The following is a 14,182-nucleotide window of genomic DNA, read 5'->3' on the forward strand; positions in this document are numbered from 1 at the left end:
ACTTATGTCAGAAAAGAAACAAGACGTACTCCGGTTACCCGCCGAGTCATTATATGCGCATGAACTGGAAGTGCTGAAAGAAGAAGATAAAAAAGAAGAAAAGCCAATTGGATGGCAACTCTCGCCAAAGGCAGTATTGAAATTCGTAGTAGGAGGCAAAGCCAACGGCATAGACATTACACCAAAATATATAGGTCACAACCGGCTTGTAGAGATTGCCATCGCTACACTACTTACCGACCGTTCGCTGCTGCTTATCGGGGAACCGGGAACAGCAAAATCATGGTTGTCGGAGAATCTTACGGCTGCTATTTGCGGCGATTCGGCTAAGGTAATACAAGGTACAGCCGGGACAAGTGAGGAAGCTATCCGCTATTCGTGGAATTATGCCATGCTTCTGGCTAATGGCCCTTCTAATGAAGCACTGATAAAAAGTCCGATATACCGTGCAATGGAAACGGGTAGTGTCGCCCGCTTCGAAGAAATATCGCGTTGTGCGTCTGAAGTTCAGGACGCATTGATTTCCATAATGTCGGAAAAGACAATCGCCATACCCGAACTGGGCAGGGAACTTCCCGCGCAGCGTGGTTTCTCCATTATCGCAACGGCGAATACACGCGACAGGGGTGTTAATGATATGTCTTCGGCGCTGAAACGCCGTTTTAATATCATCGTATTGCCTGCTCCGGCCAATCTGGAAACGGAAGTATCGATTGTAACCAGACGTGTGGCTGAAATTTCCGGTAATTACCGCCTGAAAGCTAGTCTGCCTACAAACGAATCCATCGAAAAGATAGTTACTATCTTCCGAGAACTTCGTCAGGGACTTACACTCGATGAAAAACAAAAACTAAAATCGCCGAGTGGTGTAATTTCGACTGCGGAAGCCATATCCCTTATTACAAACAGCATGGCTCTTGCAGCCAGTTTCGGCAATGGGACTATTACCGATGAAGATTTGGCTGCAGGATTACAGGGAGCTGTTGTAAAAGACGAAGATAAAGACAAGCTGGTGTGGAAAGAATACCTGGAGAACGTAATGAAAAAACGGGGGGCATCGTGGCGTGGATTGTACAATACATGTAGCGATATGAACGGATAATGGCTTTTATTGTCCCTGCTGCTCATAGTAAAAGATAAAAGAATGGCCTGTCAAAACCTATCTCAACGCCGCAGTATTCGCCTTTATGAATATGATTATTCACAAGGGGGATTATATTTTGTGACCATTTGCACGAAAGATAAGGTATGCTTATTTGGAAATATTGTTGACGGTGAAATGATTTTGAATGACGCAGGAAAAATAGCACGAGAATGCTGGTTGGCCATACCTGAACATTACAGAAAATGGCGGAATACATCTGGGAAAACTCTAAATACTGGCAAACAGACGATTATTACAATTAGAATAAATGACAAACCAATATAATATTTTCGGTGTACGCCACTTATCACCCGGTGCTTCCTATCACCTGATACAATACCTGGAGGAAAAGAAACCCAGATGTATCCTGATAGAAGGGCCCGCCGACGCTACAGATATGCTGTATAATGTTGCGAACGAGGAAGTGAAACCACCTATTGCGATATTAGCATACACCACCGAATTACCTATCGAAACCGTATTGTACCCATTTGCTTCCTATTCTCCCGAATATCAGGCGATATGCTGGGGTGCGAAGAAAAAGCTGGATGTGCGGTTTATTGACCTTCCCTCCGATATAATGCTGAAAATAAGGCAGGAAAGGAACCGTGAAGCCAACGAAGCAGCCGATGAATTCTATATGTTCCATAACGGGCTTTATGATAAAGTAGCCGGGCTCTATGAAGAAGATGACTATGAAAGCTACTGGGAAAGGAATTTCGAACATAATCTCAATGCCGGTACATTCAGAGATGGCCTGAGTTACCAATCGGGACAGATACGGGATATGGTAGTGGATAAGGAATACGAAAGCGTGCCTTACGATTACTCGTATAATCTTATCCGTGAGGCTTATATGCGAAGGGAAATACAACGTGCTGTATCAGAAGGTTTCAAGCCGGAAGAAATTGTTATCATTGTCGGCGCATACCACGTATCGGGCATCCTTTCAGATCTGCCGCCTGTCTCGGACAGTGAATTGAAGAATATACCCCGCGCTGCTTCCCGGATTACGCTGATGCCTTATTCATATCTTCGCTTAAGTAGCCGTACAGGATATGGCGCAGGAAATCGTGCTCCATACTATTTCGAACTGATGTGGAAAGCCGTCCAACAGGACAGGATGGGTGATCTGCCGGCAGTTTACCTCTCTAAAATAGCAAAAGCCTTGCGCGATAAAGGAGATAATGCATCATCAGCAAGTGTGATTGAAGCGGTCCGGTTGGCCAACGCTTTGACGTCGATGCGTGGAGGTTCACTGCCAGTATTGAAAGACTTGCATGATGCTGTCGTTACCTGCTTTGGTGGAGGCGATTTACCTTCCGTTGCCGAAGCTATCAACAAAGTGGATATAGGAACGGCCATCGGTAGTTTGCCCGAAGGCGTGAGCCAGACTCCCGTACAGGAAGATATGAATCAGGAACTGAAACGCCTGAAACTGACAAACTATAAATCAGCAGTAGCGCAGGAACTTACTCTTGACCTCCGCGAAAACCTGAAAGTAAAGACAAAAGAGGCTGCCTTTATCGACCTGAACCGTTCTACCTTTTTACATCGGTTAAGAACATTGGGCATTCATTTTGCCGAACAGGTACGCGTATCCCAGGATAGTGCCACATGGGCTGAAAAATGGATATTACGTTGGACACCTGAGGTAGAGATTGAGATAGTAGAAGCTAATCTGAAAGGTGAAACGCTCGAAATAGCGGCTGCCTACCAGTTGAAAGAACAATTGAATGAATGTACGGATGTTTCGCTTACTGCCAAAATTATCCGGCAGGCTTGCGAATGCCATCTGACAAATATATTCGATAATGCGTTAAGCACATTGCAACGTTTACTGGTCGACTCGGACGATTTCAGAGAAACTGCATATGCTGCGCACGAACTATCCATATTGATACAATATGGTGATTTACGGCAGTTTAACCTTGAGCCGTTAATTCCTATTTTACAACAGTTATTCCTGCGTTCATCCCTGTTGCTTGTAGATGCTTCATCCTGTGACGACAAGGCTGCCGGAGGAATCGCTCAGGCTATCAATGTGATGGAACTGATATCGCAGCAGCAATACGAAACGGTCGATGTGGAAACATGGCAGAAAGAATTGCTGAAACTGGCTTGGCGCGACGACTTGAATACCAGGCTTTCGGGTACAGCGTTTTCGATCCTGCTGGAACACAATCTTGCAAGTGAAGATGACTGTGCCAAGGAGGTTTCGCGCCGGCTATCGCCCGGTGCCCCTGCCGATTTGGGTGCGGGATGGTTCGAAGGCCTGTCGGGGAGGAACCGCTATGCACTGTTATCCCGTGTTTCGCTTTGGAAAGAGTTGGATAAGTATGTTGAACAGTTAGACGATGAAGAATTTTTCCGCTCGGTTGTTTTCCTGCGGCGTGCATTCGGGGAATTCGAGCCAAATCAGAAAAACAGTATTGCAGAATTGCTGGGCGACATCTGGGGAACAGGTGCGGAAACTACGGCTGAGATATTGCAATCTGAATTGACAGAGACAGAAACAGAGAAACTGGACGAATTGAATGATTTTGATTTTGACTTTTAAGAGTCTGAAAATATGAACAGACAGCGTTATCCTCACCATCGGAGTATTCGCCTTTATGGATACGATTATTCACAAGAAGGATTATATTTTATAACCATTTGTGAAGATAAGGCGTGTTTGTCCGGGGATATTGTCGATGCAGGGAGGATAGTACGTGAGGAATGGAAAGACACAGAAGTTTTAAAACATAATAGATGACAAAAGAAAATAACAAAAATACAACCCGCTGGCGACTCATACTCGGCTCCGATACCCGTGCTTTGGACAATGTAGGACTGAACGAACAACAATCGGTGATGGACGCCGCCCTTGCAGCCATCTATGACGGGAATACATCGCAGAATGGGGCAGGAGGCAAGAAAGGCGGGCTTGGCCCATCGGCTCCGAATCTGGCAAAATGGCTTACCGATGTCCGTACACTCTTCCCGCAGGACGTCGTAAGTGTAATACAATCGGACGCCATTGAACGAAAAGGACTCACTAAATTATTATTTGAACCTGAAACGCTTAAAAATGTAAAGCCGGATATCTCGATGGTCAGTACGCTGATGGCCCTGAAAGGGCAGATACCTGAGAAATCGAAAGAGACCGCCCGCCAACTGGTAAAAGAAGTTGTGGACGAGATAATGAAGCGCATGGAACAGAACCTGCGCCGTGCTGTTACAGGTGCATTGAATAAAAAAGCACATTCACCTATCAGCAATTATGCTTCCACAGACTGGAAACGGACAATAAACCGTAACCTCAGGAATTATGATACAAATTCGAAACGTCTTATCCCCGAAAAATTCTACTTTTTCGAACGCAGCCAAAAGCAAAAGAACTGGACAGTAATACTTGATATAGATCAGAGTGGTTCGATGGCCGATTCCATTATTTATTCATCAGTAATGGGTTCTATCTTTGCCAGTATGCCCGCACTGGATACGCATGTGGTCGCGTTTGATACACAGGTTACAGACCTGACGGAGCTTTGCCGGAACGACCCCGTGGATATGCTTTTCGGTGTACAATTGGGAGGTGGTACAGATATCAACAAGTCGGTGGCTTACTGTCAGGAACTGATAACCAATCCACGCAAGACGATGTTTATCCTCATTTCCGACCTCTATGAAGGCGGTGTGCGTGCGGGATTGCTACGAAGATTGTCGCAAATGCACGAAGATGGCGTAAAAGTTATAACTTTGCTGGCGTTATCCGATAGCGGACGTCCCGATTATGATGCAAATCTGGGTAAAGAAATCAGTAAACTGGAAATCGCCTGTTTTGCCTGCTCACCGGATAAGTTGCCTGAATTAGTTGAAGCAGCTTTGAAAGGTATGGATTTGACAAAGTTTGGGCAAAAGGATAAGGTTTGATTATAGATTGGTATTATGAGATACTTTGTAACTTCTGTTTTATTAATACTAATAATTATATTTACTAATTCATGTGTAACAGATACCCGTCATGCTATTACATCATGTGGCGATGGTCCTTATCTCTTTATGAAAGGGGACTCGGCAATGGTCATAACACAAAAGCGAGATGGTATATTTGATTCGTTGTATTTTTCGAATTCCGAATTGCAGAATTTAACTTTCAGATATGAATTTGATGGTATTCCATATCCCGCGCTGTCTTTTAATATTGATTCTCAATCTGTAAATATCCACAAAAAAGGAATATTTCCTATGCCAGATAAAGTATTGGCGGTATCGGATATTGAAGGAAATTACGAGAAATATTATGATTTACTACTAGCAAATAATGTAATAGACTCATTATATAAATGGACATTCGGAAAAGGGCATTTGGTTATCATTGGCGACCTGGTAGACAGAGGTAATTATGTTACACAATGCTTATGGCTGACTTACTATTTAGAGAAGGAAGCAAAAAGAAATGGTGGTGAAGTACATTATCTATTAGGAAACCACGAACAGCTTCTATTATCGGGATATGATAATTATTGTGCTCAGAAATATAAGGATATTTTTAAAAGTCTACATACAAATGTTTCGCATATGTATTCTAAGCAGACTAAACTAGGTGAATGGATAAGGAGTAAAAGCTCAATTATAAAAATAGGAGATTATATTTTTGTTCATGCCGGTATAAGCCCATCTGTCTTAAAATATAACCTGACTATGGAAAAAATTAATTTTGAGGTTTCGAGAGCTATAGATACAAATGATTTTAAGACAGATGAATCATTGGAATTACTTACACAAGAGGGAATTCTCTGGTATCGAGGTCTCATTGAAGATGATGACAATAAACAGTATAAAAAAGCGACAGAAGCTCAGGTAAACGATATTTTAATGTATTTTGAAGGTAAGTCAATTGTGATCGGGCATACACCAATAGACAGCATATCGAAAGATTATGGCGGAAAAGTTATTCGTATAGATGTAGATCATTATGAAAACAGCTCAGCCTTATATATCGAAAATGGTATTCAATATATAGTTGATAACAAAGGGCAAAAAAGAAATTTTTAATTTAAGGAAAACGATAAATCCCATGAACGAAAATTATAATAACTATAAGCAGCATACCAATGTCGGTTTCCGTATAATATCCATCTTCACCATATTACTGAGTGGATATATGATGTGTACATACTTTTATTCATTTGGAAATGCCACTTTTTTCGAAACGGTATCGAAACTACCTACAGGAGAAGTACCGCTTGCGGAATCCTATTATATAGAAACGGTAAAATATCCGGTCAGGGATTTTATTTATGGAACTTTGTTTTTTATCACCCTGATCTGGGCAATAGCATCGACAGCGAAACGAAACGTCAGGTCATTGTCTATATGTCTTGTTACTGCGATAATGTTATGTGTCGCCGTATTCCTTATAAATGAAATATTGATTTATAGCTGAATCAGATAGATTTAGAATATCTGTTCTCTTTTGTATCTATCAGTTTGTCGAAAGACGCAGCTACATTGCGGACAAAAGGAGCAGCATCGGGAAGGATGCTTATATAATCCTCATTATATTCTATAATCCCATCGGCAGCAAATGCCTGTAATGCTGTTTCGTTATAATTAACAGCAGATTTTATCTTCGCCATAGGAATATCCAATGTATTGGATAGCTCCGGCCAATTTACCGTATAATTACACATTAGTTGAGAAATAACCTCGCGTGTAATCTGTTCCTCTTCATTCAATATATAGCCTTTTGCAATAGGAAAAACGCCTTCGTTTATTTGCCTGATATAAGTATTCAGGTCTTTAGTATTCTGGCTGTAGGCTGTTGCCAACTGGCTGATACCTGTTATGCCGAATGCGTAAACCTGCCCTGTAGTCCTGCGGGTACAATATCCCTGAAAATTACGGTGCAGCGCTTTCGATTGTTGAGCTGCAAATAATTCATCGTCAGGAAGTACGAAGTGGTCGAGGCCGATAGTCTTGTATCCGGCATCGGTCAACAGTTTCTTCGCTGTTGCATATAGCTGGCTTTTTACCTCCACCGATGGTAAACCCACCTTTTCCAGATTCTTTTGTAATTCGTTTACCCAGGGCACATGCGCATAGGAGAAAGTAACTATCCTGTCGGGGCGTAGCGCGATGGCTCTGTTTATAGTTTTTGCGAACGATTCAGGTGTTTGAAGCGGCAGCCCGTAGATAAAATCCATATTCAGCGACACATTCCTATTGCGGAGTATGCGGACTACATCTTCCATGGCCATTCCCGGTGCTTTACGGTTCGATGCTTTCAATACCTCCTCGTCAAAGTCCTGTACTCCGAGGCTGATGCGGTTGAATCCGGCATTTACAAGCTCATTCCAATACGCTTCATCGGCATAGCCGGGATGGCATTCAATGGCTATCTCGGGATTCTCTATACAATCGAATTCGGATAATACCAGTTCATTCAGCTCTTTAAGTACAGATACCGGTTGCGATGTCGGCGTGCCCCCGCCGTAATGTATCTGCGATATCTTACGATTGCGGTCGAGTAGGGGAAGTACCATTTTAATCTCCTTCTTCAGGGCGTCTATGTATTTCAGGACAACAGCGTTATCTCTTAGCAACTGTGAGTTACACCCGCAGTAGAAGCACATATGATAACAAAAAGGAATATGGATATACACAGAAATATGCTGCGGATTTTCCTTATTCGATTCTATAACGATCTGACGGAATTTTCCGGCTGTAAACGATTCGTTGAAGAAGTTTGCAGGTGGATAGCTCGTATATCGTGGTACAGGTATGCTGTATTTATTCAGTAATTCTTGTTTCATCTTTTTCCTCCGGCGCTTTTAATTTGAATGCAAAGAGTATGAATGTAAGTGAAATGGCTGCAATACACATTTCCACGACAAACAAACCTTTATAAGTAATCATTGCGGCTATCTTACCCGAACTGACGCCCATTATGATGCCGCTAAGGTGCGTGATAACCGTTTGTATAGTAAAATCCGTGCCTTCGTATCCCTTGCGCACACAGTCCATAGCAGTGGTATATACCACAATGACAGACAGGCCGTAGCTTCCCCACAACAGGGAGATACCTAAATGTAATGTCGCTATATTGACAGGCAGTACAGTTACCAGCAGACAGAAATATATAGTGGTAATTAACGTGAATACGGCAAATATAAGACGTGCGGCGTGCCGCCCTATTTTACGCACGACGAAACCGCCTCCGAAGGAAGCAAGGCATCCGATGGAAGTACCTACAATACCCGACATAACGCCTATTTCTTTCATATCATACCCATAGTCCACAAGCATAGGCTTCAACATGGCCAAAATACCGATCAACCCGGCATAATAGAAAAACAGGAAAACGATTTGCTTCCATATACCCCGTTGCCTGAAAAATCCCAGTATATCATTTGCCGTAGCTTTTTCGGCTTGCTTTTCTTTTATGATTTCATGTCCCCTGTTACCCTTGAAGAAAAAGAGGGGGATAATCGCTATGATGACAAACAGGGCAAGAAAGGGCAGGAGGTTGCCCCATCCGAATTTGTGGTAAAGCAACAGCAAAAATCCTCCACCGACCATTGCCCCGGCAAAGCTGCCCATCGATTGCATGCTGTTGGCCAGGCTCTTGTCTTTTTTACTGAATGACAATACGGCCAGCGAATCGGTTGCTATGTCCTGTGTGGCGGATGCGATGAATGAGAATATGACAAGGCCTATTATCAGGTAAGGGGTGGTTTTGAAATCGAGGAACGAAACGGCAAGGATAATACTTGCATAGATAAGTTCGGATGAGAATATCCAGCGCTTAAAATCGTTCAGCTTATAGGTTGAGCGGTCTACCATCGGCGACCACAGGAATTTGAGTATCCAGGGCAGTTTGAGCAACTGAAGCATACCTATTGTCTCCAGGGAGAAATTCTGTTGCCGCATAATAACAGGAAGCACCGTAGAGAAAAAGCTCATCGGGATCGACTGTGCAATATACAGGCAAAAAAATGTAAATAAGTGTCCCCCTTTTTGATAGTTTAGCTTCATCCCGATAGTTTAAAATTTCAGGTTCATATTTACTCCGCAGGTAAACGGCCTGCCTCTTTGCACATAATGTTGACTCGATGTGGAGAAGTAATAAGAATTATATTTCTCCCCCCCAATATTTTTCGACCACAAATCTATGGAAAAATCTTTCTTTACGAAAGAAATTTTGCCATTGAACAGGCTATAATAATCCTGTGATATATCATTCTTGTCGGTCCAGTATAATTTGCCTGCTCCAATATACTGAGCGTTCAATACGATATTATCCAGCCATTTCCGGTTTATGGCTAATGTATAGTTCGCCGATATGGAAACTGTATTCTGCGGTACCATCGGCAGGTAATTATCATCATATGCAGTTGTTACCCCGGTAGCGGCATTATAGTCCTTATAGTCTTTATACTTTGCGTTTGTATAACCATACACCAGTTGAAAGCTAAGATTTTTCACAGGGTTCACCTGTGCCGACAGCTCAACTCCTTTGCTGGCCGATTTGCCTGCATTCTTGATTATAAAGCCTTTTCCACTGGTCTTTGTCTGTGATATCTGCTGGTTTTCCCAGTTGATATAGAACAAACTCAAGTCGAGGAATAAAAGATTGTTGAAAAATCCGGAGCGTGAACCAATCTCGTAACTCCAGCTATATTCGGGGTTGAATATCAGGTCTTCTTCCTTTTCGGCTGTATTGTTAAAGCCTCCTGTCTTATATCCTTTAGTTACTGAAAAGTAAGCCAATCCGTCTTGTTTGAAAGTATATTGGATAGCGGCTTTCGGAGTTAATTGCGAAAAAGAAGTCTTGTCGGTAATGGATTCGCCAGCCTTTGTCAACGGGGTACCTATCATAGTGGATTTAGTTTTCTCCCGGTCGTAACGAACGCCCAACACAAGGGATAAACCGGGTGTTATAATATCGTTAATCGTAGACTGGTGATAGGCAGCAAAGCCGTCGGTCGGATTTTTTGCACTTTGGATTGTATGTGCTCCTGTTAAAAGATTATTGACATCGTTTGTCTGGAAATAACTCTGATGAAAACCAAACAGGCCGAACTGCCATACATAACGGCTGTCGTCTTTCAGTGACCCGATATTAAATTCCTGTGAGTACATCTGTTGACGCTGATAAAAATCTACATAATAGGAATCCTTAGGCGTAAAGTCCTGATCCAGTCCCTGCTTGCCATTATAAAACTGAAAAGACGATTGAGAACTAAGTTTAAACAGGTCGGTTATATATTCTATGTTCAATCCGTTTGTAGACATATTCCGGAGGTAATAGCTGCGGGCATTGTAATTCACCTCGTCTATTTCTCCGGTGTCTTTATGTAGTACCCTGTAAGGATAGCCATCCTGATCGGAATATTCATACGCCATTATCAGATGCATCAGCAATTGGGGCTGCACACGCCAGCTGATGCGCGCACGGGTGGAAACGGCATCTATAGGATCGGCCTTCTTTCCGGTTGTCGTATTCTTGAAATATCCTCCCGAGTGCAGGTAATTTCCCGATATGGCATAACCTATTTTGTTATCCACATTGCCGTAATGAGACAAGCTTGTTTGATAATTGTTATAATTCCCTGCTGTCAGATTCAGGTTTGTACCCTTGTATTTAAATGGCGATTTGGTGAAAACATTGATTATCCCTCCCATCGTATTACGGCCGTAGATAGTACCCTGTGGCCCCCGCAATACTTCAATGCGGTCGATGTCGTTGATATTAATATCAAATGTGGAACGGTCGAAATACGGTACGCCATCCACATAAAGCCCTACAGACGGAGCATTGCGGTGTGAGCCTATTCCCCTGATATATGCAGGCGATGTCATTTTGGAACCATAGTCGGGAATAAACAGGTTTGGAACAAGGGAAGTAATTTCCTTTATGTTTATGATATTGAAATCCTTCACCTCCCTGCCTGTCAGTAATGAAGCGGATACAGGCTGTATAAAGAGGTTGTTGTTCTGCTTAAATGATTCTATGACCACTTCGTTTGCAGTGAATTTCATTTTCACGGAATCGTTCTCTCCCTGTATATCCTCTGCTTTTACATATGTGTAAGTAGCTGTAAATAAAAATATTAATAAGATAATATTTTTGATGTCCGGTTTCTTTTTCAAGGTGCTTCGATTGTATTTTAGTTGATACGCAAATTTAAGTAAAAGCCTTAATAAAAGTCAATCACTAGATGTAGTGATATTTTTAATTAATTTATAAATTAAAGATAGTGAGAGAGAGTGTTTTTAAGTGTAATATTTATTACTAAGTTCTGAATAATACGAATTGAGAATCAAAAACTTTATCTATATAGCAGGCTATAAGCCGATAGTTCTTTGATGTATTGAACAAGCTCTCTTGCTTGCGATGAGACAACAGAAAAAATGTAAAATGTGTCAACTTTGTCAAGTTTTCTATGGAAATCATAAGTTATAAGGAAAAGTACAACAGATAAAAAAAGTGTAAAAAGTGTCAAGTTTGTCAGGTTTTAGTTTCTTCCAGGAGATCCTGCCGGTGCAGTCAAAATCTCTTTTTGCTTACCAGGCGCCGGTTCCTGCTACTTTTCCGGATCAGGCGAGTGTAATTCTTGTGGTAGAGTATCCGTCTTATAAACATCATCTATTTCCTCTTAAATTAAAATTATCTATAAAATACACTTTATTAAAAAACTTACCTGTAAATTTAGCTGTTTAAGAAAAGGTATCAATTTATAACATTTAAATTTTTTTATACCTATGAAGATACACGAATATCAGGCAAAAAATCTATTCTCGTCTTATGGCATTCCCGTTGAAAAGTATATCCTGTGCAATGTAGCAGAAGAAGCTGCAGTGGCATACGACGGGTTGAACATGGAACGTGTGGTAGTAAAGGCACAGGTGCTAACCGGAGGCCGCGGTAAAGCAGGAGGAGTAAAACTGGCAAAAAACAGGGAAGATGTAAAACGATATGCATCAGACATTCTGGGTATGACTATCAAAGAATTTCCCGTTACAAAAATTATCGTCAGCGAAGCCGTCAACATCGGGTCGGAATATTATGTGAGCTTCGTTATCGACCGCAACACCAAGTCGGTGATACTGATGATGAGTGCCGAAGGAGGAATGGATATTGAAGACGTAGCATCCCATTCGCCGGAGAAGATACACAAATTTGCCATCGACCCGTTTATCGGGGTTCCTGATTATCTGGCGCGCCGATTCGCATTCTCCATATTCGAAGAAATAAATCAGGTGAACCAAATGGCAGCAATATTGCAAAAGCTGTACAAACTCTTTATCGACAAAGACGCTTCATTAGCGGAAATAAATCCGCTGGTACTCACCAAAGAAGGCAATCTTATAGCGATTGACGCTAAAATGACCTTCGATGACAATGCCCTTTACCGCCAACCACAAATACATGCCCTCTTTGAACCTACCGAGGAAGAAAAAACGGAAGCATATGCCAAGGAGAAAGGATTCAGTTATGTACATCTCGACGGTGAAATAGGTTGTATGGTAAATGGCGCAGGCCTTGCTATGGCAACTATGGACATGATAAAGTTATATGGCGGCACTCCTGCCAATTTCCTTGATATAGGCGGCAGTTCCAACCCTAATAAGGTAATAGATGCCATGACCCTATTGCTCAAAGATCCGAAAGTGAAAGTAGTATTGATAAATATATTTGGCGGTATAACCCGTTGCGACGATGTAGCATCGGGATTGCTCACCGCTTTCGAACAGTTGGAAACCGATATTCCCGTTATCGTCCGCCTTACAGGTACCAACGAAAAGCAGGGGCGGGATATGCTTTCAGGGACACGATTCAAAGTAGCGGAAACCATGGGAGAAGCTGTAAGGTTAGCTGTTGGCCTGTAGCTGATAGCTCTTAACTTAAAAAAATAATATCAATCGAAAACAAAAAGCTAATAGCTAAACAATATGAGCATACTAATAAACGAATCCACACGACTGATAGTACAGGGGATCACCGGACGCGACGGCAGTTTCCATACAAAAAAAATGAAAGAATACGGAACTAATGTGGTAGGCGGCACATCGCCCGGAAAAGGCGGTACCGAAATACTCGGCGTACCCGTATTCAATACCGTATACGAGGCAGTGCAACAGACCCAGGCAGATACTTCCATTATATTCGTACCCGCACGGTTTGCTGCCGATGCAATTATGGAAGCTGCCGATGCAGGTATAAGGCTAATTATCTGCATATCCGAGGGGCTTCCAACACTGGACGCAGTAAAGGCATACCGCTATACTCAACTGAAAGGGGCTATGCTGATAGGGCCTAATTGTCCGGGACTGATGTCACCAGACAAATGCCTTGCAGGAATATTGCCCGGACAGATTTTCAAAAAAGGGAATGTAGGTGTAATCAGCCGAAGCGGTACATTAACATATGAGGTTGTATATCATCTTACGGCAAACGGCATGGGCCAATCTACGGCCGTAGGTATGGGGGGTGATCCCGTTGTAGGCCTTTATTACCGCGAATTACTGGAAATGCTGCAAAACGATCCCGATACTGATGCAATAGTCATGATAGGTGAAATAGGCGGAAATGCGGAAGAGCAGGCTGCCGAATATATCCGCAAGCATGTAACGAAACCGGTTGTAGGATTCATTGCCGGACAGGCGGCGCCTCAAGGTAAGCAAATGGGACATGCCGGCGCTATCATAGCAGGCGGCTCAGGTACGGCTGCCGATAAAATCGCCGCTTTGGAAGCTGCAGGTGTACGCGTGGCCAAAGAACCCTCGGAGATACCGGAACTACTCCGAAAGCAACTCGGTAATTAAGGGAAATCATACCTGAATAAAAATAAAGTGCCCTCAAAAGTCAGAGATGATTTTGAAAGGGCACTTTTTATGGAAAGTAAGGACCGGACTGTTCGATGAACAAGTGCCGGCAGGAGTGATGTATGATAAAAAGAAACAGGGAAAAGCATAACTGTTAAATAATGAATCGTATCTTTACATACAAATAAGAAATATGAAAACAGGATTTATAATCACTAT

12 protein-coding genes are annotated in these 14,182 nt (G+C 42.4%); 9 read left to right on the top strand and 3 right to left on the bottom strand.

Going from position 1 to position 14,182, the window contains the following annotated elements; genetic code table 11:
* The first annotated feature begins 4 nt into the window (after nt 1–4).
* From ACFO6W_RS23780 to ACFO6W_RS23810, 7 genes are read left to right on the top strand one after another with little or no spacing between them, the layout of a single operon-like run.
* On the top strand, nt 5–1,102 hold the full coding sequence (locus tag ACFO6W_RS23780; RefSeq protein ID WP_380001207.1) for an ATP-binding protein: 1,098 nt from the start codon (nt 5–7) through the stop codon (nt 1,100–1,102).
* A gap of 42 nt (nt 1,103–1,144) precedes the next feature.
* Nucleotides 1,145–1,429, top strand: a complete 285-nt coding sequence (locus ACFO6W_RS23785) for a hypothetical protein (protein WP_380001209.1) — start codon at nt 1,145–1,147, stop codon at nt 1,427–1,429.
* Entirely contained in the window at nt 1,413–3,704 is a 2,292-nt protein-coding gene (locus ACFO6W_RS23790) for a DUF5682 family protein (RefSeq protein WP_380001211.1), read from the top strand. The genes ACFO6W_RS23785 and ACFO6W_RS23790 overlap by 17 nt, the downstream gene beginning before the upstream one ends.
* A 12-nt stretch (nt 3,705–3,716) precedes the next feature.
* Nucleotides 3,717–3,902: a hypothetical protein gene (locus ACFO6W_RS23795; protein WP_380001213.1), complete on the top strand. Its 186-nt coding sequence runs from the start codon at nt 3,717–3,719 to the stop codon at nt 3,900–3,902.
* Nucleotides 3,899–5,062: a VWA domain-containing protein gene (locus ACFO6W_RS23800; protein ID WP_380001215.1), complete on the top strand. Its 1,164-nt coding sequence runs from the start codon at nt 3,899–3,901 to the stop codon at nt 5,060–5,062. The genes ACFO6W_RS23795 and ACFO6W_RS23800 overlap by 4 nt, the downstream gene beginning before the upstream one ends.
* 15 nt (nt 5,063–5,077) lie before the next feature.
* Nucleotides 5,078–6,187 (top strand): metallophosphoesterase, encoded by a 1,110-nt coding sequence (locus tag ACFO6W_RS23805; RefSeq protein ID WP_194224535.1) that lies wholly within the window; start codon nt 5,078–5,080, stop codon nt 6,185–6,187.
* Between the two features lie 22 nt (nt 6,188–6,209).
* Nucleotides 6,210–6,578: a hypothetical protein gene (locus ACFO6W_RS23810; RefSeq protein WP_006798208.1), complete on the top strand. Its 369-nt coding sequence runs from the start codon at nt 6,210–6,212 to the stop codon at nt 6,576–6,578.
* A 1-nt stretch (nt 6,579) separates the two neighbouring features.
* Here ACFO6W_RS23810 and hemN read toward each other — a convergent pair whose 3' ends face one another.
* The 3 genes from hemN to ACFO6W_RS23825 are packed head-to-tail and all read right to left on the bottom strand — an operon-like array spanning nt 6,580 to nt 11,287.
* Nucleotides 6,580–7,947 carry an oxygen-independent coproporphyrinogen III oxidase gene (gene hemN, locus ACFO6W_RS23815; protein WP_380001217.1) on the bottom strand — a complete coding sequence of 456 codons (1,368 nt, stop codon included), beginning with the start codon at nt 7,945–7,947 and terminating at the stop codon, nt 6,580–6,582.
* Nucleotides 7,925–9,169 (bottom strand): MFS transporter, encoded by a 1,245-nt coding sequence (locus ACFO6W_RS23820; RefSeq protein WP_380001219.1) that lies wholly within the window; start codon nt 9,167–9,169, stop codon nt 7,925–7,927. The genes hemN and ACFO6W_RS23820 overlap by 23 nt, the downstream gene beginning before the upstream one ends.
* A gap of 9 nt (nt 9,170–9,178) precedes the next feature.
* A complete protein-coding gene (locus ACFO6W_RS23825) occupies nt 9,179–11,287 on the bottom strand; it encodes a TonB-dependent receptor (RefSeq protein ID WP_380001221.1) in 2,109 nt (702 codons plus the stop codon).
* Between the two features lie 612 nt (nt 11,288–11,899).
* Between ACFO6W_RS23825 and sucC the strand changes: the two genes are divergently transcribed.
* On the top strand, nt 11,900–13,027 hold the full coding sequence (gene sucC / locus ACFO6W_RS23830; protein WP_380001223.1) for an ADP-forming succinate--CoA ligase subunit beta: 1,128 nt from the start codon (nt 11,900–11,902) through the stop codon (nt 13,025–13,027).
* 63 nt (nt 13,028–13,090) lie between these two features.
* On the top strand, nt 13,091–13,963 hold the full coding sequence (gene sucD / locus ACFO6W_RS23835) for a succinate--CoA ligase subunit alpha (RefSeq protein WP_380001225.1): 873 nt from the start codon (nt 13,091–13,093) through the stop codon (nt 13,961–13,963).
* Nucleotides 13,964–14,182 lie beyond the last annotated feature (219 nt).

It is taken from the genome of Dysgonomonas termitidis, from assembly GCF_042654545.1.
Taxonomy (GTDB): Bacteria; Bacteroidota; Bacteroidia; order Bacteroidales; family Dysgonomonadaceae; genus Dysgonomonas; species Dysgonomonas termitidis.